Below are 17,322 nucleotides of genomic sequence, written 5' to 3' on the forward strand. Positions count from 1 at the left end.
CGGTTCGGAGCCGTTCTCGGTCATAGGGGCGAGAGCCGGGAATCGCTGAGGAATCCCGGCAGTCTGAACCCTAGTCGTGCCGGTTCGTGGCCCAAGAGGCAAGCGCGCAGATCAAGGCAAATACGCAACGCTCCGGCCACATGGCGCGCTCAGTAGGAGTTCATGTGCAGGAACCAGGGGCCATCGACCTTGCGGAACGCATAGACACGCCGGCGCCGTGTCGCCCAGAGCGGATCGAGGTCCGCCTCCATGCTGGATTCGGAAAAATCGCCGGTTTCCGACCAGACATAGGACTTGCCCCGGCCATTGACCGTCGTCCCCTCGGCATAGACCAGGAAGAAGATCGCGCCGTCGGGGCGAAAGGCGCTGAAGCCGCGCGCGATGCCGAGCGCCGCCATCTTGGTCCGGTAGAGCGTGATGCGCTCGGGCGTCACGCCGATGGTGGCCGGATTGGTCGGCCGGGTCCAGGTGTCGTCGACCCGTTCGAGCCGCCGGTCGGCGCGCACCATGGCGACCAGTTCGTCGAAGGCCTCGCGGTTCTTCGTCAGATTGTCGATCATCTCCGCATCGCTCGGCGCGCCCGCGGCCAGCGATCGCGTCTGGCCAAGCATCAGCGCCGGCAGGACGAGCGCGCCCGAGACCAGCCCGCGGCGCGACGGCAACATCCGGGACCTGCTGGACATGATCCGCATCGGTCGGCCTCAGCGTCCCGTGCGCTTCAGCTGCAGCACGAAGCCGATGACCTCGGCGACCGCCTTGTAATGATCCTCGGGGATCACCTGGTCGATCTCCATCGTGGCGTGCAGCGCGCGGGCGAGCGGCGGGTTCTCGATGATCGGAACGTCGTTGGCGGTGGCGATCTCGCGGATTTTCAACGCGATGAGATCGGCGCCCTTGGCGACACAGATCGGCGCCTGCATGCCGGGCTCGTAGCGCAGGGCCACGGCATAGTGGGTCGGGTTGGTGATGACGACGGTCGCCTTCGGCACGTTCGACATCATCCGCTTGTTCGAGCGCTCGCGCCTGAGCTGGCGCAGTTTGCCCTTGACCTCCGGATTGCCGTCCGACTGCTTGAACTCCTCCTTGAGCTCCTCGAACGACATCTTCTGGCGCTCGTGCCAGGCACGGTATTGATAGACGTAGTCGGCGATCGCAATGATCGCGAGGATGGCCACCGACGCATAGAGCACGCTCATGATGAGCGACATGGAATGGGGCAGCAGCAGCGCCACATCCATGCGCACCAGCGCATCGATCAGCGGCCGCTCGGGCCAGAGCACCGAGAAGATCACCGCGCCGACCACGGCCAGCTTGGCGAGGCCTTTCAGGAAGTTGACCAGCGCCTCCTTGCCGAACAGCCGCTTCATGCCGGCCATCGGCGAGATCTTGGAGAATTTCGGCTTGAGGCTCTCGCCCGACAGAACCAGGCGGTGCTGCACCATGTTGCCCGCGATACCGGCAAGGAACAGGGCAAGGAACGGCAGGCCAAGCGCTGCCACCATCGCCAGAATGAGGCTGACGCTCAATTGCATCAGGCCGGTGCGATCGACCTGGATCATGTCGGCATTGGCGATCAGATTTCGCAGCGGCAGACCGAGTTCGGTGGCCGACTTGCCGGCGAGCGTGCCGATCACCAGTGTGCCCGTGAACAGCAGGAACCAGGCCGACAGATCCTGGCTCTTGGCGACGTCGCCCTTCTTCAGCGCGTCGTCGAGCTTCTTCTGCGTCGGTTCCTGTGTTTTCGAGTCCTTGTCGTCGTTGTCGCCAGCCACCGTCTATCTCCGGTTGACCGCGAGGTCGTTGAGCATGGACTCCAGATGGCCCGCGTAATGGGTCATCATCACACCGATGCACAGAAGCAGGATCATGAAGCCGACGCCGATGGTCAGCGGCATGCCGACGAAGAACACCTGCATCTGCGGCATCAGCTTGGCGAGCACGCCGAGACCGACGTTGAACACAAGCGCAAAGACGAGGAACGGCGCGGAAAGCTGGATCGCCACGAAGAAGGCGCGGGTCAGCATGCCGGTCAGGAACTGAGCGGCATCGCCGGAGGCTGGCAGCACGCCCGGCCTCAGTGTGGTGAAACTGTCGGAGATCGCCATGATCACCAGGTGATGCAGGTCGGTCGCGAAGATGATCGCCAGGCCGACCATCGACAGGAACGTGCCGATGACGGCTCCCTGCGAGCCCTGTGTCGGATCGACCTGCATGGCAAAGCCGAGGCCCATCGAGGTCGCGATCACCAGGCCCGCCGTCTGCAGGGCCGACACCGCCATGCGTCCGGCCATGCCGAGCGTGAAGCCGATCGCCAGTTCCTGGAACAGGATCATGATGACGCTGGCCGGGCGCGCGAGATCGATGGTGTAGAGCGCCTGATGCAGCGGATAGAGCGTCGCGGTGACCATCAAGGCGACGACCAGCCGGAAACGGGCGGGCATCGAGCGGTCACCCAGCCCCGGCAGCAGCACCAGCATCATGCCGACGCGCGAGAACATCAGGAGGAAGATGACGGCGAAGGCCGGGCTCAACGTCACGCTCATCCGGCCCTCCCCATCCCGCGCCAAAACCGGCGGGATCAGACCCGATTCACCCGCCCATGACCACCCGCGACATGACACGCGTCATGAGGCCGCTCAGCTGGTCGCCCATGAAGGGCAAGGCAAGCAGCATGGTCGCGAAGATCGCGAGGATTTTCGGCACGAAGACCAGGGTCTGTTCCTGGATCTGGGTCAGCGCCTGCAGGAGGGAAACCAGCACGCCGACCACCAGCCCGACCACCATCAGCGGGGCGGACACGAGGATGACGGCCAGAATGCCGTCGCGGGCAACGTCGAGCACATCCGCGGCGGTCATCAGATCTGCATCCTCATGATTTCCTCATAGGCCTGCACGACCTTGTCGCGCACAGAAACCAGCGTCTCGACGGCGACCTCGGTCTCGGCGACCGCGGTCACCACGTCGATCAGGTCAGCCCGGCCGGTTGCCATGGCCTGGCTGCGCTGGTCGGCGGTGCGGGTCGTCTGGCCCAGCTGGTTGACGGCGGAATTGAGCAACTCGCCGAAACCGCCGCCCTGCCCGCCGCCAGCGGCGCGCGGGGTCTGGTTCGGCTGAAACAGCCGGGCGGCTGTGGCATAGGCATTGGCGGCGATCGAAGACGACATGACGATCAGGCCCTCAGCATATCGATGGTGCGCTGGAGCATCCGGCGCGTCGAGGTGATGACGTTGAGGTTGGCCTCGTAGGACCGCTGGGCTTCGCGCAAGTCGAGGCCCTCGATCAGCGAGCTGACATTCGGCAGCTTGACGTAGCCACGCGCATCGGCGGCCGGATTGTTGGGGTCATAGCGGGTCTGGAACTCGCCGGCGACCGGGCGGACGGGCCCGAGCTGCACGGTGGTCGCCTGCAATTCCCGGTCGAAGGAGGTGCGGAAGGTCGGCGCCCTGCGGCGATAGGGGTCGCCGCCCGGCGTCTGCGCCGTCGAATTGGCATTGGCGAGGTTCTCGGCGACGACGCGCATCCGGCCCGCCTGGGCGCGCATGCCGCCGGCAGCGATCCGGATCGATTTGAGGAAGTCCATGGACATCGTTCACTCTCCTCAGGACGTCTTTTTGCCGATGGCGGTGCGAATGAGGCCGAGCGAGCGCTGGTAGAGCCCGACCACGGCCTGGTAGTCCATCTGGTTCTGGGCGACCTTGAGCATCTCGTCCTCGAGATTGACCCGGTTGCCATCAGGGGTTGAAACCGTGCCCCGCGTCTGGTGGGCGCGGAAGGTCGTTGATCCCCCGGCGCCGCCGGTGCCCGCGATATGGCGGGAATCGGTCCTGGTCGGCGCCGATGCCCCGGCCGTCCTCGTCATCTGGCCGAAATCTGGCGCGCGCACATCGCGGGCCCGGTAGCGCGGCGTGTCCGCATTCGCGACATTTTCCGCCAGTACCTTCTGCCGGTCCTGGTGCCACTGCATGCGAGTGCGGAGCATCGAGAACAGCGGAACGTCGCTGGTGGTCACGGCAATCTCCGGACGTTCGGTTGGGCCAGGGTCGCTTGGGGCCCGAGGCTGATGGGCAAAGAATGCCGACCTCATGGTTAACGAACGGTTAATTGGAAAGGCTCTTTTAACCTTCATGAGCGCGCGTTAACCATCCGGCGAGGTTGCGCCCGGCAAGCCTTGCCGGGTCCGTTAACCTCAACATAGACTTAACCAGCGTATTCATGCCCGCCGCCGGCATGCGTGGGATCGTTCTTGATGAATTTTCTGACCAACCTCCTCGGCCCGAACGCGCCGCTCGCAGCGACGTTCATTGTCGCATTCGCAGCCGTGCTCGTGCTGATCGGCCTGACGGCCTGGGTGTTCCGCCTGATCCGGGGCAAGGGCCTCGGCATCGGCGCCTCCGGCCGTGGCCGCCAGCCGCGCCTTGCCGTGCTCGACTATGCCGATGTCGACCAGCGCAGGAAGCTCGTGCTGATCCGGCGCGACAATGTCGAGCATCTGCTGCTGCTGGGTGGTCCGACCGATGTCGTGGTGGAGACCAGCATCGTGCGCGGCGTGCCGGTACAAGCGAGCGCTTTGCGCGAGGCGGCTGCAACGACCGAGGCGCCGCAGGCACCCGCCCCGGCCCCCGTCGCCGAGCAGCCGCGCATGTCGATGCGCGAGGCCGCGCGTCAGGCCGCCGGCGAGACCACGCCGGCCCGCCCGGTCAATCTCGACTTCACGCCGCCGAGCAGGCCCGAGCCGCGCGTCGAGACCCGCCCTGCCCCGCCCGAGTCGCCGAAGGTCGAAGCACCGAAGGTCGAGACTCCCAGGGTGGAGGCCCCAAGGGTGCCCCCGCGTGTCGATCCGCCGCGCACGCCCCCGGTGAGTGCCCCGGTCAGCGCCCCCGTGAGCGCCCCCTTGCCGCCCCGCCCGGTCACGCCGCCCATCGCGACGCCCACGCCGCCGCCGCCGCGCGTCGAGACCCAGGCCGTCGCCCAGCCGGCCATGGCGCCGCTGCCACCGCGCCCTGTGACGCCGCCGGCCCCTCCCGTCGCGACACCGGCCGCTCCCGTTGTGACATCGCCCCCTCCCGTTGTGACACCGGCTCCGACGCCGGCCTCCGACGATATCGCGGCGCGCCTCGAGGCCGCCCTGCGCAAGCCGATCGGCTCCAGCGCGCTTCCGCCGCGTCCCGTGACCCCGCAGGTGTCGAGCCCGCCGCCGGCACCCGCCACGCCGACCGCATCCAGCCCGCCCTCGGCGCCGGTTGCGCCGGCAGCCCCGCTGCGCACGCCCTCCCCGCCTCTGGCCGCATCCGCCACGGCCTCCGCCTCGGCGGCATCCTCCAGCGGGCCGACGCCGCCCAAGGCCCTGTCGGCCGACGAGCGCTCGGTCTTCGACAGCCTGGAAGAGGAAATGGCCGCGCTGCTTGGTCGCGGACCCGCCGCACCCAAATCCTGATCCATCCCCAGAGCCAGGCCGGGCTTGCCCGCTCGGCCTGCTAGACTGCTCCGAACGATTCGGTCGGGGCTTTGGGTGAGATGAGAATTGGCCAGGTGGTGGCGAGGGGACTGACGTCAGCGGCTGTCGCCGCGGCGCTGATCGCCGTTGCCGCCATGCCGGCGCTGGCTCAGGACATCTCGATCAATCTCGGCCAGGGCTCCGGCGTCAACGAGCGCGTCATCCAGCTGATCGCGCTGATGACGGTGCTGTCGGTGGCACCCTCCATCCTGATCATGGTGACCAGCTTCGTGCGGATCACCGTGGTCCTGTCGATGCTGCGCACCGCCATCGGCACCCAGACCGCGCCCCCCAATGCCGTGATTGTCGGCCTCTCGATCTTCCTCACCGGCTTCGTCATGGCCCCGACGCTGCAGCAAAGCTACGAGCTCGGCGTCAAGCCGCTGATCGACGGCCAGATCGAGATGCAGCAGGCTTTCGAGCGCGCCTCGGGGCCGTTCCGCGAGTTCATGCTGAAACATGTCCGCGAGAAGGACCTGGCGCTGTTCCAGGAGCTCTCGGGCGAGCCGGTGCCGGCGACCCCGCAGGAGGTGTCGCTGCGGGTTCTGGTGCCTTCCTTCATGATCTCCGAGCTCCGGCGGGCCTTCGAGATCGCCTTCCTGCTGTTCGTGCCCTTCCTGGTGATCGACCTCGTGGTCGCCTCCGTCCTCATGTCGATGGGCATGATGATGCTGCCACCGGTGACGGTGTCGTTGCCATTCAAGCTGATCTTCTTCGTGCTGGTCGATGGCTGGAACCTGATCGCCGGCAGCCTGGTGCGAAGTTTCGGCACCTAGCCGGCGCCGTCAGCCCTGCGTGGCGCCACCGGCGGCCTGCGTGGTCGGTGCCCTCTGCGGCGCGGGCACTTCGGTCGGATAGCGCTCGCGATAGGTCTTCAGGAAGGCGTCCAGCGTGTCGCGGTCGGCGATCGACTTGGCGATCTCGCGATATTCGACGCCGCGCGCCTCGATCGGCGCAGTCACCACCGCGAAAGAGCGCTCGTCCGGCGACTTGGCCATGAACTCGGTCCAGCGCGTGCGCAGCCGGTCAAGCCCGATCGGCTCGTCGCTCAGCGCGTAGCCGATGGCGGCGCGCAGGATGTGGCGGCGCTCCTCCTCGGTGAGCGGGGCGCCGGCCCGGCGCGTGCCAAGCCATTTCTCGCTCTGCTCGGCCGAGTCGCGGTATCGCTGCGCGCTCCACATGATGTCGGCGCGCAGGATCTCGCCTTCCGGTGTGCGGACATCGTCGAGCAGTTCCAGCCCCTGATCCGGGCGGCCGGAATCGGCCAGCGCGCGTGCTTCCAGCAGGTAGCGCTGCATGCGCAGCTCTTCCGGCAGGTCGGCGATCCGCGTCGTGCGGAGCGACTGGAGGGCTGCGGCGGGCTTCCGGTTCATCAGGTGGAACAGCGCGAGCTTGGTTGCCACCTGCGCGCGCGCCGCACCCGTCAGGCGCCGGTCAACCTGGTGCTGCAGGAGCGACGCCGCCTGGTCGAGCAGGTCCATGCCGGCGAGCCGATCGGCCAGCCGGCGGATGATCTCGTCGCCGCGCCGCCCCTGCGGGGTCATCTCGCGGAAATCGTAATAGAGCGCCAGCGCGTCGATCGGCTTCATCCGGTCGGCATTGCCGTCGAGGAACAGCGCCTCGAAATGATGGGTCACATCGTCCTGGACGCCGCGCACGGCCTCGGAGCGCGGGAACAGCTTCATGGCGTTGCGGGTGGTGGCAAAGGCCTCGCGGAACCGGCCCATCTCGCCATAGACGCGCGCCAGCATGGCCAGCGTCCGCGCTTCCACGTCGTCGCCGCGCCAGGCGAAGGACCGGATTTCCAGTTCCTCGGCAGCCGCCTTGCGGTCGATCTCGCCCATGCGATAGCGGGTTGCGAGACGCCGCTGCTCGGCATCGGCACGCACCGGCTCGTCATGGCCATTGGCGGCGCGGGCATAGGCGATCAGCGCCTCGCGGTCGCTGCCACGCGCTTCCAGCACACGGCCCCTCAGCAGGGCATATTGCTGCTCGCCGTCGGGCGGCACGCCGACTTCCTGCAATTCGTTGAGACGTGCCTCGGCGCGGTCGATCGCACCGACATCCAGCGCCACGCCAATGGCCTGGATCAGCATGAAGCGGGCCAGCAGCGGCGGCAGGGTGGTGATCGGCGCCTCGGCGGATTCGAACGCTTCATGCGCATCGCGCGCCCGGCCGTCGAGCGCCAGCGCCGTGCCGCGCCAGAGCGGCGCATCCGGTGAGGTCGCCATGGCCGAATGGGTGAGATCGCGCAGGGCATCCTGCGGGCGGCGCATCATCACCGAGACGACCGACCTCAATCCGTGGATCGAGCCGTCCTCGGCGACGCGCCGGTCCTGCCGCAGGATCGTGTCGATGACCGACTTGGCCTCTGGCCAGCGGTCCTGCGCCATGTAGAAGCGCACCAGGTCGAGCCGCTTGGCGGTGCGCTGGGTCTCGTGCACGGCGGCGGCATTGGCGATCAGTTCGCTCTCGCGGGCGCGGAACGGGGCCGCGGCATCGGCCGCCCACAATTCCGGGTCAAAGCCGATCGAGCGCGCCCGGCGCACCGGCCGGACCGCCGAGTGCTGGCGGGCGTTGCCGGCGGTCAGCGCGACCAGCCCCTGGGGACGGCCGACATTGACGCGATCACCGGCGATGGTGACCTGCAGGTCGTCGACCATCGGCTGGAACACCAGGCCATGGCTGCCGGCGAGTGCGTGGAATTCCACCATCTCGTAGTTGCGGATGAAGGCGCGCGCCGGGCCCGCGCCGGTCACCACGATCAGGTCGTCGCCGGCCAGCGGATCGCTCAGGCGATGGACGGTGCCGGCATTGGCGAAATCGAGGCTGGCCACCAGCTTGTCGCCGGCATCGTTCGCGCGCTCCAGCAGCACCGGACGCGGCGGCTCCAGCAGGTTGTCGGCGAGGGTGATGATCCAGGCCATGCCGTCCCGGCTGGTCGAGGCAAGGCTCTGGCGATCCAGACCGATGCGGATCGCTGTCCCCTCGCGCGAGCGCGAGGCGTCGATCGAGGTGAACTCGCCGGTCGATCCCGATTGCAGGCCGGACAGATCGATCGCCTGGCGGGCGTCGAAGACCAGCCAGAGCGTGTCGGCGCGCTGGAACACGGCGCCCGGCGTGTCCATGCTGAACGGCACGAGGATGCGGATCGTGTCGCCGGCCCGGCGGGCCTGGACGACCACTGGGCCTTCCTGCGGACGCGCGGCGGCTGGCGCGGGCTCGGCCGGACGGCTCGCCGCCGGCTCCATGCGCGGCGAGCGCTGGGGCTGGGCTGGCTGTCCCGGCTGGGCTGGCGCCTCGCTCTGCTGGCTGCGATTGGCCGCAAGACGCGGCTGGGCGGGCGGCGGCGCAGGGATGCCGGCTGGCGTGGTCACCTGGGTGCCCGGCAGCGATGTCACGGGAGGGGCCGCCGAGGGAACGCGCGAATCCGATCGCGGACCGGGTGCGGTCACCGGGGCCGCGCCGCGCATCGACAGGTCCAGCACATAGGAGTTGTCTTCGCGGAAGGCGCGCACATCGGCCTGCGGCGAGACGATCAGCTTGAAGGTCAGTTCGGCCGGCGAGGTATCCGCTTCGATCTCGGAGACGAAGGACGGCAGTGCCTCGCGAGCCTGACGCAGATCGGACGTGAACGGCTTGGCGATGCGGATCGTCAGCGTATCGGCCACCCGATCGAGGCCAACGCCGACCGGCTCCGGCAGGGCGAAGACGAAACGGGTGAAGGTCGGATGGTTGCCGACGCGCACCACCACCGGCGGCAGCGCGCGGGCCGCGCGGGCCGTCTCCGCCACTTGCGCCCGGCGCTCGGCATCGCGGGCGCGGCGGGTCAGTTCCTCGACCACTTCGGTAGGCAGGCCGGGCGGCGGACCACGCCAGGAATCCGGCAGCATGTCGACGAACAGCCGCTCTCCGGCCTCCATCGAATTGACCGTCACGCGCTGGGCCAGTGCCAGCCGCACCGAGCGGCCATCGGGATCGCGCCTGACGGCGTTGACATAGCCTGCGAGCTGGCTCGGCAGCGCATTGATCTGCAGCGACACCGGCTTGGAGAACGAGACCACCACCACGCCGCCATTGATCTTGACGTCGGTCGGTACCTGGTGGTCGAACGAAAACACCATCCGGGCATAGCCGTTGGCGATATTGGCGCTGACCTCGGCCTTGACCTCGACCGCGGGGGTGGCGGGTTGCGACGTGGTGCCGACGGGAGCAGGAGCCGGAGCTGCACGTTGCGCCTGGGTGGCAGCGGGCCGCTGGGACGGCGCTGCCTGCGGGGCAGGAGCAGCCTGCGGCGTTGGAGCAGCCTGCGGCGCCTGGGCCGGACGCGGTGCGGGCTGGCCGCCTGCGGGCGATATGACGAGGCAGCAGGCCGCGACGGCCAAGCCGACGCCTCCCCATGCCCTACGCCCGACGCCCCCAGTCCTGCCGGTCATCAACCACGCCAATCGACACGTTCCGCCGGTGCATGCTGTCCGGCGTCCGGCGGCATCCTGCCTCCGGTCAGCCTGCATCATCGGGGCTTGTGATTAACAGGCCGTTTCGGCGACCGCAGAGCGGGTTAACGGGTGGGCCGGCCTTCGATTTTCGGCAGTTCGACAGCGGCCGTCGGGCCGGTCTGGCCGGGCCGGCGCGCAAGCTCGGTGGTCAGGCGCTTCGCCGGGTCGGCCTGCATCTGCGCGATGATGTCGGCGAGCTTCGGCGGGCGCATGGCGCGCGCCACTTCCAGAAGCACGGTCAGGTCGAGGCTGTCGAAGATGCGCGCCGCATCCTTCGGGCGCATGGTCTCGTACATGCTGACCACGCCGCGGAACCGGGTGACCTCCGCCTCGTCGCGACGCTGCTCCAGCCCGGTGATGCGGGCTTCGAGCTCGCGCAATTCGGTGACCCGCTGCTCCATGCGCCGCTCGGTGGCGCGCAGGAGATCCTCGCGCATGTCGAGTTCGCGCTGGCGGCCATCGAGTTCCTGGCGGCGTTCCTGCAGGCGCTCGAGAATGGCGCGCTCGGCGGCGGACACGGTGGATTGCGGCGCGATCGGCTGGCCGGTCGCGGCATTGCGGACGGTTGGCGTCGCGGTCGGTGCCGGGGCGGCAGGTGCGGCCGGAGCCGGCGTCGGGGTCGAGCCGGTGGTGAGGCCGGCATCGGAGCGCTCAAGCCCGGGAATGCCACTCGGCGCCAGCGGGTCGGTGAGCGACTGCGCCTGTCCCGCCAGGTCCTGCGCACGCGCCGGGCTTGGCCCCGAACGGGCGAAATCGCCGCTCAACAGGCCCACCGCCTTGAGGAACAGCAGAGCTCCTGCGGCAACGGTGACGATCGGCAACAGGCGAATTTCGCGCATCGGTCTGTCCTCAGGCGGCGCGCGTCTGGAGACGGGCGGCGAAGGCAGTGGCAGCGGCAAGCGTCGAGGCGGCGCTGGCCTGGCCGGCAAGGCCGCTGTCGCGCGGCGCAATCGTCACCGGCTCGATGGGCGCCATGTGGCGGATCGGCTCGGGCATGGCCAGCCTGGTGGGAGCGGGCCGGGCGGCCTCGGTGATGCGGGCGACCTTCTGGACCACGTCCTGGCCGGCCTTCACCTCGCGGTCGATATCGGCGAGGAACCGCTCGGCGGTGCGCAGGCGCTCGCCCAGCGTCCCGTCGCATTCGCGCACGGTGACCTTCAGGCCCTGGATGGCGCGCTCGGCGATCTCGGTGGCGGTGATCAGTTCGGCGATGGTCGCCTTCAGCGACTGCTCGTCGGCCCTGAGCCGCACCAGGCGGCGGTTGAGCAGCATGCAATAGCCGATGGTGACGGCCAGCAGGCCAGCGACCAGGAGCTCGACGACGAGGGAAACGGCAAAGCTCGACATTATGCTTCCTGGCCCCCTGAAGAAACCTGTTCGAATTGCGCGAGCGTCGTGCGGCCGCGGCGCAGCGGACGCTGCACCCTCACCGCCACCCTGTCGCCCACGCGGCCCATCCGGCCCTCGGTGAGGATCTGGTCACCGCAGCGCACCTTGACCAGCGCATCCGGCTTCATGTCGAGGACCAGCGTGTCGCCGACCTTCAGGTCCATCAAGCGGCGCAGCGGCAGTTCGTCTTCGTAGAGCACGGCCTCGACATGGGTGCGGGCCTGGAAAATCTCGGTCGACAGGTGGCGCTCCCAGACCGGATCCCGGCCGAGCTTCTCACCGACGAAGGTCTGCATGAGCCGGTCGCGGATCGGCTCGAGCGTCGCATAGGGCAGGAGGATCTCGACCGAGCCGCCGCGCTCTTCCATGTCGACGCGCAGGCGGACCAGGATCGCGGCATTGTTCGGACGCGAGATCGCGGCGAAGCGCGGATTGGTCTCCAGCCGGTCGATGCGAAAATTGACCGGCGCGATCGGCCGGAAGGCGAGCTCGGCATCGGCGAGGATGACCTCGACCATCCGCTTCACCAGGCCCATCTCGATGGTGGTGTAGGGGCGGCCCTCGACGCGGATGGCGGTGACGCCGCGGCGGCCGCCGAGCAGCACGTCGATGATCGAGTAGATCAGGCTGGAATCGACGGTGGCGATGCCGAAATTGTCCCATTCCTCGGCCTTGAAGATCGACAGGATGGCCGGCAGCGGAATGGAGTTGAGATAGTCGGCGAAGCGGACCGCGTGGATGCGGTCGAGCGAGACTTCGACATTGTCCGAGGTGAAATTGCGCAGCGACGTGGTCAAGAGGCGCACCAGCCTGTCGAACACGATGTCGAGCATCGGCAGGCGCTCATAGGCGACCATGGCCGAGTCGATGATCGCGCGAATGCCGCCACTGTCGGTGAGGGCCAGATCCTCGACCGAGAAGCCAAGGAGATTGTCGATCTCTTCCTGATTGAGGATGCGCTCGGCACCGCCCTTGGCGGCGGCATTGGCATGGGTGACGCCGTCCTCGCCGACCGTGGTATCCCACGCCTCGGCGGCATCGGGGGTCGCACCCTGCTCCTCGAGGGCCATGCCCCACTCAGCAGCAAGGGCGTCCTGGTCGATGTCGGTCTGCGCCATGGTCTAGAGGCTCACTGCACGACGATTTCGCGGAACAGCACCGCGTTGACGCGGGCCGGATGGACGGCGGTATTCACCCGGCGGGTCAGCTCGTCGCGCAGACGGAAGATCCCGGCCGAACCCTCGATGTCGGCAGGCCGCATCTCACGCAGGTAGAGCTGGAAGGCATCGACGACGCGCGGCATGATCGGCTTGATCTGGTCGGCGACCTTGGCGTCGGTCACCTCCAGCGCGACCTTGACCCGCAGATATTGCGGCCGGTCCTGGCCGACCGACAGATTGACCGTCATGTCCGGCAGATCGACGAAGGCGACCGGCTTGGCGACCTCGACGGGGGCCGCCTGGGTCGCTTCCGGCTTCTTCTTCATGAAGAAGAACCAGCCGCCGCCACCACCAGCCAGCACGAGCACCGCGCCGGCGATCATGATCAGCTTCTTCTTGCCGCCACCTGCGGGGGCCTCGGCGTGTTCGCCGTCTTCGCCCTCGCCTTCCGGCGTTTTCGGTTTCTTTGCCATCGACTTAACAGCCCCACGGACTCGACTGAGCGAAGATGGCGCCTCAATAGTTAACGACCCGTTTATTTTCGTAAACAACCGGCAAGAATTGCCGGGGTGGCTCGGCAAAACCCGCCCCAAAGCAGGACTGGCGTTAGGACCTTGCAATCGTAACCCCTTGAAATTGCTCACACCGACACGTTGGCATGGTTGATGCCAAGTGAAGGTTGGTCCTGAGGCCGTTTGGGAGAACGGGTTTGGGGCCGATGCTGGGGAGCACCCGGTGACCTGATCGCCTTGGGAGAGGCAGGAAGGGTTTGCCGGACACAATTGGGGTCGGTCCGATGGAGAATATCGCTCTCGTCGGTCTTTCGCGGCAGGTCGCCCTGCGGCGGGAGCTGGACGTTATCGCGAACAACATGGCGAACTTGAACACCACGGGGTTCAAGGCGGACGATGTTGTGTTCCAGGAATATCTCATGCCCGGCGCCCGGGATGAGACCTTTCCGCGCGGCTCCGACCGCAACCTGTCCTTCGTCTGGGACCGCGCCACCACCACCAACATGAGCCAGGGCTCGGTCGAGCAGACCGGCAACACCCTCGACACCGCCATTGGCGGCCGCGGCTTCTTCGTGGTGCAGACGCCCGAGGGCGAGCGCTACACCCGCAACGGCTCCTTCGAAATCAACGCCCAGGGCCAGATGGTCACCAAGCAGGGCCATCCGGTCCTCAGCGAATCCGGTGTCATCAATTTCGAGCCGACCGATACCCCGCCAGTGATCGCCCGCGATGGCCAGATCTCGGTGGCCGCCGGCCAGCGCGGCAAGCTGCGGATCGTCGACAACCCGGCCAACCGCGCCTTCGAGAAGGTCGGCGACAATCTCTACCGGCTGACCGAGGGCAACCAGGCAACGCCGGTCCCGATCACGGATGTCCGCCAAGGCTATATCGAGAAGTCCAACGTCTCCCCCGTCAACACCCTGTCCCGGATGATCGAGGTGACCCGCGCCTACGCGGAACTCGCCTCCAGCCTGGACCGTCACGATCAAATGCGCCGCGAAGCAATTCGCTCGCTCGGCAATCCGGCGACCTGAGGAATCTGACCCATGCGCGCTCTGCACACAGCCGCCACCGGCATGAAGGCCCAGGAGCTGACCGTCGAAGTCATCTCCAACAACATCGCCAACATGCGGACCACCGGATTCAAGCGCGTGCGCGCCGAATTCCAGGATCTGCTCTACGACAACCAGCGCCGCGCCGGCACCCAGAACTCGCAGCAGGGCAACATCCTGCCGGTCGGCATCGCGATCGGTACCGGCGTCAAGGCTGCCGCCACCTCGCGCATCATGAGCCAGGGCAACGTGACGGCCACCGAGAAGGACTATGACATCGCCATTCGCGGCGAGGGCTTCTTCCGCATCCAGATGCCCGACGGCCGCACCGCCTATACCCGCGACGGCTCGTTCGAGCTGAACGACCAGGGCCAGCTCGTGACGGTCGACGGCTATCTCGTCGATCCCGGCATCACCATCCCCAACAACGCCACCTCGGTCACCATCAGCCAGGCCGGCATCGTCCAGGTCACCCTGCCCGGCCAGACCGCCACCCAGACCGTCGGCACGCTGCAGCTCTCGCGCTTCGTCAACAAGGCCGGCCTGGAATCGATCGGCGACAACCTGTTCGTCGAGACGCCCGCCTCCGGCCAGCCGACCACCGGCGTGCCGGCAGCGCTCGGCATGGGCACGCTGCTCCAGAAGAATCTCGAACAGTCGAACGTCACGGCGGTGAGCGAAATCTCCGACATGATCGCGGCCCAGCGTGCCTACGAGATGAATGCCCGCATCATCTCCGCCGCCGACCAGATGCTGCAGTCCACTTCGCAGATCATGAAGTGATGGCCGCCATGATCCTCACATGCCGCAGATGGATGGGAACGGCCGCGCTGGTGCTGCAATGCGCCCTCGCCTGGCCAGCCCTTGCCCAGCAGGCCACGCTGAAAGCCGAGGTCACGGTGAGCGAGGACATCGTCAGGCTCGGCGATCTCGTCGACAATGCCGGCCGCTTCGCCGCCTCGCCGGTGTTCCGCGCCCCCGATCTCGGCCATACGGGGCAGCTCGCCTCCTGGCGGGTGCTGGAAGCTGCCAAGCGCCTCGGCCTGAACGGCATTGCCACCGGCGATGTCTCCGAGGTGGCCGTCACCCGGGCGGCCCGCGTCATCCCGCTCGCCGAGCTGGAAGAGCGCATCGCCCAGACCTCGGCCCGCGTGCTCGGGGTCGGTGACGCGACCAAGATCCAGGTGACCTTCGACCGTGGCACACGCTCCATCGCGGTCGAGCCCGGCGCCTATGGCGACCTGTCGGTCACCCGGTTCGAGCTCGATGCCCGCAACGGCCGGTTCGAGGCAACGCTGGAGGTTCGCGGTTCCACCCTGTCGCAGCGCTCCGGCGGCTTCCGCCTGTCCGGCCAGGCGGCCGAAACCGTGGAATTCCTGGTGCCGGCCCGCGCCATCAACCGGGGCGAGGTGCTCAAGGCCGCCGATCTCGTGATCGAGCGCCGCCCCCGCTTCGAGGTGTCGAGCATGTCGCCAGATGCGCTGTCCACCTTGCCCCAGGCGGTCGGCCTGGCCGCTCGGCGGCCGCTTGCCCCCGAAAGGCCGTTCCGCAGCGCCGACCTGATGAAGCCGGAGATCGTCGAGCGCAATGCCAACGTCCTGATCATCTACAATGCGAACGGCCTGACATTGACCATCCGCGGCAAGGCCCTTGAGGCCGGCTCCGAAGGCGATGTCATCCAGGTCCAGAACCTCAATTCCCGCAAGACCCTCTCGGCAGTGATCACCGGCACCAACCAGGTGACCATGACGGTCCGTCCGGATGTCGGCCCGCAGGCTGCCATCCGTCCCGCGGCCCCCGCCACGCCCAGCCCGCAATGATGTCGTCCGCGTCAGGAAAAGCCATGCGTTTCGCCCGTCCCGCCCTTGTGATGGCCGCAGCCCTCACCACCGCCGCCTGCGGCGCGCCCGACCGGCTGCGCAATATCGGCCAGACACCGGCCCTCTCGGCGATCAACAATCCCCACACCCAGACGGGCTACCGTCCGGTCTCGATGCCGATGCCGGATCCGGTTCCGGTATCCCACAATCCGAACTCCCTGTGGCGTAACGGCTCGCGGGCCTTCTTCCGCGACCAGCGTGCCCAGCGGGTCGGCGACATCCTGACCATCAAGGTGAAGATCACCGACCAGGCCAATGTCTCCAACGAGACCGACCGCTCCCGCTCCAGCGCCGAGAATATGGGTGCCACCAACCTGTTCGGCCTGGAGAACTTCATCGGCCGCGCCACCGGCGCGCCTCCGGGCAGCCTCGTCAATCTGAACGGCTCCTCCTCCAGCAATGGCAAGGGCACGGTCCAGCGCTCGGAATCGCTGGCCACCAATGTCGCCGCCGTCGTCACCCAGATCCTGCCCAACGGCAATCTCGTGCTGGAGGGCAAGCAGGAAGTGCGCGTCAATGCCGAGGTGCGCGAACTGATCGTCGCCGGCATCGTCCGCCCCGAGGACATCGAGAGCGACAACACCATCGATTCCGCCAAGATCGCCCAGGCCCGCATCGGCTATGGCGGACGCGGCCAGATCACCGATGTCCAGCAGCCGCGCTACGGCCAGCAGGTCCTCGACGTTCTCCTGCCCTGGTAAAGGCTTCCCCGCCCCCAAGCATTTCCCCGCTCCTCAAGCCGTCCCCGCTCCCCAGGCGATACGGCCAAACCGACACCGCCCGTGCTCCCACACGGGCGGTGTTCGTTTGTCGGGCGCCCAAACGAAAACGGCCGCCCCGAAGGACGGCCGTCTGTCTTGGGTTGGAACGGTCGCGGCCGGCTCTACTCGTCGCGATAGACCCGCTCGCGGCGCTCATGGCGCTCCTGGGCTTCCAGCGACAGGGTGGCGATCGGCCGGGCTTCGAGACGCTTGAGCGAGATCGGTTCGCCGGTCTCCTCGCAGAAGCCGTAGGTGCCGTCGTCGATGCGCCCCAGCGCTGCGTCGATTTTGGAGATCAGCTTGCGCTGACGGTCACGGGCCCTCAGTTCGATGGCCCGGTCGGTTTCCGACGACGCGCGGTCCGCGATGTCGGGATGGTTCACGTTCTCATCCTGCAGGTTCTGCAGGGTCTCCTTGGCTTCCTTCAGAATGTCGTCCTTCCAGGACAACAGCTTCTTCCGGAAATATTCGCGCTGCCGTTCGTTCATGAACGGTTCCGAGTCGACCGGACGGTAATCCGCTTCTAACGCCAACGTCATACAACGAACCCCTCATTGAATCGCGCCGTTAAGGCA

Annotated in this window: 19 protein-coding genes; 6 read left to right on the plus strand and 13 right to left on the minus strand. The window is 67.6% G+C overall.

What is annotated here, in order from left to right; genetic code table 11:
- Nucleotides 1-149: 149 nt before the first annotated feature.
- From E8L99_RS21015 to flgB, 7 genes are read right to left on the minus strand one after another with little or no spacing between them, the layout of a single operon-like run.
- Nucleotides 150-683 (minus strand): hypothetical protein, encoded by a 534-nt coding sequence (locus tag E8L99_RS21015; protein WP_137101387.1) that lies wholly within the window; start codon nt 681-683, stop codon nt 150-152.
- Nucleotides 684-701: 18 nt separating this feature from the next.
- Nucleotides 702-1,772: a flagellar biosynthesis protein FlhB gene (gene flhB / locus E8L99_RS21020; RefSeq protein ID WP_137101388.1), complete on the minus strand. Its 1,071-nt coding sequence runs from the start codon at nt 1,770-1,772 to the stop codon at nt 702-704.
- A gap of 3 nt (nt 1,773-1,775) precedes the next feature.
- A complete protein-coding gene (gene fliR / locus E8L99_RS21025; RefSeq protein WP_137101389.1) occupies nt 1,776-2,543 on the minus strand; it encodes a flagellar biosynthetic protein FliR in 768 nt (255 codons plus the stop codon).
- A gap of 46 nt (nt 2,544-2,589) precedes the next feature.
- Nucleotides 2,590-2,856, minus strand: a complete 267-nt coding sequence (gene fliQ / locus E8L99_RS21030) for a flagellar biosynthesis protein FliQ (RefSeq protein ID WP_137101390.1) — start codon at nt 2,854-2,856, stop codon at nt 2,590-2,592.
- Nucleotides 2,856-3,164, minus strand: coding sequence for a flagellar hook-basal body complex protein FliE (fliE, locus tag E8L99_RS21035; RefSeq protein ID WP_137101391.1), 309 nt, complete (start codon nt 3,162-3,164; stop codon nt 2,856-2,858). The genes fliQ and fliE overlap by 1 nt, the downstream gene beginning before the upstream one ends.
- A 5-nt stretch (nt 3,165-3,169) precedes the next feature.
- Nucleotides 3,170-3,580: a flagellar basal body rod protein FlgC gene (gene flgC, locus E8L99_RS21040; protein ID WP_137102228.1), complete on the minus strand. Its 411-nt coding sequence runs from the start codon at nt 3,578-3,580 to the stop codon at nt 3,170-3,172.
- Nucleotides 3,581-3,598: 18 nt separating this feature from the next.
- Nucleotides 3,599-4,009: a flagellar basal body rod protein FlgB gene (gene flgB / locus E8L99_RS21045; RefSeq protein ID WP_137101392.1), complete on the minus strand. Its 411-nt coding sequence runs from the start codon at nt 4,007-4,009 to the stop codon at nt 3,599-3,601.
- Nucleotides 4,010-4,246: 237 nt separating this feature from the next.
- Here flgB and E8L99_RS21050 point away from each other — a divergent pair, with 237 nt between their 5' ends.
- Together E8L99_RS21050 and fliP are read left to right on the plus strand one after the other, a co-directional pair.
- A complete protein-coding gene (locus E8L99_RS21050; protein ID WP_137101393.1) occupies nt 4,247-5,434 on the plus strand; it encodes a flagellar biosynthetic protein FliO in 1,188 nt (395 codons plus the stop codon).
- Nucleotides 5,435-5,514: 80 nt separating this feature from the next.
- Nucleotides 5,515-6,270: a flagellar type III secretion system pore protein FliP gene (gene fliP / locus E8L99_RS21055; protein ID WP_137101394.1), complete on the plus strand. Its 756-nt coding sequence runs from the start codon at nt 5,515-5,517 to the stop codon at nt 6,268-6,270.
- Nucleotides 6,271-6,279: 9 nt separating this feature from the next.
- On the opposite strand, the gene E8L99_RS21060 is transcribed toward fliP, so the two are convergent.
- The 5 genes from E8L99_RS21060 to fliL all read right to left on the minus strand — a co-directional run bounded on the left by E8L99_RS21060 (nt 6,280) and on the right by fliL (nt 13,015).
- On the minus strand, nt 6,280-9,879 hold the full coding sequence (locus tag E8L99_RS21060) for a tetratricopeptide repeat protein (RefSeq protein WP_137101395.1): 3,600 nt from the start codon (nt 9,877-9,879) through the stop codon (nt 6,280-6,282).
- Between the two features lie 176 nt (nt 9,880-10,055).
- Entirely contained in the window at nt 10,056-10,832 is a 777-nt protein-coding gene (locus E8L99_RS21065; RefSeq protein ID WP_137101396.1) for a MotE family protein, read from the minus strand.
- Nucleotides 10,833-10,842: 10 nt separating this feature from the next.
- Nucleotides 10,843-11,340 carry a DUF6468 domain-containing protein gene (locus tag E8L99_RS21070; protein ID WP_137101397.1) on the minus strand — a complete coding sequence of 166 codons (498 nt, stop codon included), beginning with the start codon at nt 11,338-11,340 and terminating at the stop codon, nt 10,843-10,845.
- Nucleotides 11,340-12,500: a flagellar motor switch protein FliM gene (gene fliM, locus E8L99_RS21075; protein WP_137101398.1), complete on the minus strand. Its 1,161-nt coding sequence runs from the start codon at nt 12,498-12,500 to the stop codon at nt 11,340-11,342. The genes E8L99_RS21070 and fliM overlap by 1 nt, the downstream gene beginning before the upstream one ends.
- A gap of 11 nt (nt 12,501-12,511) precedes the next feature.
- Nucleotides 12,512-13,015, minus strand: a complete 504-nt coding sequence (fliL, locus tag E8L99_RS21080) for a flagellar basal body-associated protein FliL (protein ID WP_137101399.1) — start codon at nt 13,013-13,015, stop codon at nt 12,512-12,514.
- A gap of 323 nt (nt 13,016-13,338) precedes the next feature.
- Between fliL and flgF the strand changes: the two genes are divergently transcribed.
- The 4 genes from flgF to flgH are packed head-to-tail and all read left to right on the plus strand — an operon-like array spanning nt 13,339 to nt 16,687.
- Nucleotides 13,339-14,088 (plus strand): flagellar basal-body rod protein FlgF, encoded by a 750-nt coding sequence (gene flgF / locus E8L99_RS21085; RefSeq protein ID WP_137101400.1) that lies wholly within the window; start codon nt 13,339-13,341, stop codon nt 14,086-14,088.
- A gap of 12 nt (nt 14,089-14,100) precedes the next feature.
- Complete coding sequence (gene flgG / locus E8L99_RS21090) at nt 14,101-14,889, plus strand: flagellar basal-body rod protein FlgG (RefSeq protein ID WP_137101401.1); 789 nt, start codon at nt 14,101-14,103, stop codon at nt 14,887-14,889.
- An 8-nt stretch (nt 14,890-14,897) separates the two neighbouring features.
- Entirely contained in the window at nt 14,898-15,926 is a 1,029-nt protein-coding gene (gene flgA / locus E8L99_RS21095) for a flagellar basal body P-ring formation chaperone FlgA (protein WP_168201775.1), read from the plus strand.
- A gap of 23 nt (nt 15,927-15,949) precedes the next feature.
- A complete protein-coding gene (flgH, locus tag E8L99_RS21100) occupies nt 15,950-16,687 on the plus strand; it encodes a flagellar basal body L-ring protein FlgH (protein WP_391527457.1) in 738 nt (245 codons plus the stop codon).
- Between the two features lie 182 nt (nt 16,688-16,869).
- Here flgH and dksA read toward each other — a convergent pair whose 3' ends face one another.
- Complete coding sequence (dksA, locus tag E8L99_RS21105; protein ID WP_137101403.1) at nt 16,870-17,286, minus strand: RNA polymerase-binding protein DksA; 417 nt, start codon at nt 17,284-17,286, stop codon at nt 16,870-16,872.
- Nucleotides 17,287-17,322 lie beyond the last annotated feature (36 nt).

Source organism: Phreatobacter aquaticus (assembly GCF_005160265.1).
Taxonomy (GTDB): Bacteria; Pseudomonadota; Alphaproteobacteria; order Rhizobiales; family Phreatobacteraceae; genus Phreatobacter; species Phreatobacter aquaticus.

Excerpts from the sequence above, each read along its gene's own strand:
- E8L99_RS21015 (WP_137101387.1), bottom strand. The coding sequence starts at position 683 with ATGTCCAGCAGGTCCCGGATGTTGCCGTCGCGCCGCGGGCTGGTCTCG.
- fliR (WP_137101389.1), bottom strand. The coding sequence starts at position 2,543 with ATGAGCGTGACGTTGAGCCCGGCCTTCGCCGTCATCTTCCTCCTGATG.
- fliQ (WP_137101390.1), bottom strand. The coding sequence starts at position 2,856 with ATGACCGCCGCGGATGTGCTCGACGTTGCCCGCGACGGCATTCTGGCC.
- fliE (WP_137101391.1), bottom strand. The coding sequence starts at position 3,164 with ATGTCGTCTTCGATCGCCGCCAATGCCTATGCCACAGCCGCCCGGCTG.
- flgC (WP_137102228.1), bottom strand. The coding sequence starts at position 3,580 with ATGGACTTCCTCAAATCGATCCGGATCGCTGCCGGCGGCATGCGCGCC.
- E8L99_RS21050 (WP_137101393.1), top strand. The coding sequence starts at position 4,247 with ATGAATTTTCTGACCAACCTCCTCGGCCCGAACGCGCCGCTCGCAGCG.
- fliP (WP_137101394.1), top strand. The coding sequence starts at position 5,515 with ATGAGAATTGGCCAGGTGGTGGCGAGGGGACTGACGTCAGCGGCTGTC.
- E8L99_RS21065 (WP_137101396.1), bottom strand. The coding sequence starts at position 10,832 with ATGCGCGAAATTCGCCTGTTGCCGATCGTCACCGTTGCCGCAGGAGCT.
- E8L99_RS21070 (WP_137101397.1), bottom strand. The coding sequence starts at position 11,340 with ATGTCGAGCTTTGCCGTTTCCCTCGTCGTCGAGCTCCTGGTCGCTGGC.
- fliM (WP_137101398.1), bottom strand. The coding sequence starts at position 12,500 with ATGGCGCAGACCGACATCGACCAGGACGCCCTTGCTGCTGAGTGGGGC.
- fliL (WP_137101399.1), bottom strand. The coding sequence starts at position 13,015 with ATGGCAAAGAAACCGAAAACGCCGGAAGGCGAGGGCGAAGACGGCGAA.
- flgF (WP_137101400.1), top strand. The coding sequence starts at position 13,339 with ATGGAGAATATCGCTCTCGTCGGTCTTTCGCGGCAGGTCGCCCTGCGG.
- flgG (WP_137101401.1), top strand. The coding sequence starts at position 14,101 with ATGCGCGCTCTGCACACAGCCGCCACCGGCATGAAGGCCCAGGAGCTG.
- flgA (WP_168201775.1), top strand. The coding sequence starts at position 14,898 with ATGATCCTCACATGCCGCAGATGGATGGGAACGGCCGCGCTGGTGCTG.
- flgH (WP_391527457.1), top strand. The coding sequence starts at position 15,950 with ATGCGTTTCGCCCGTCCCGCCCTTGTGATGGCCGCAGCCCTCACCACC.
- dksA (WP_137101403.1), bottom strand. The coding sequence starts at position 17,286 with ATGACGTTGGCGTTAGAAGCGGATTACCGTCCGGTCGACTCGGAACCG.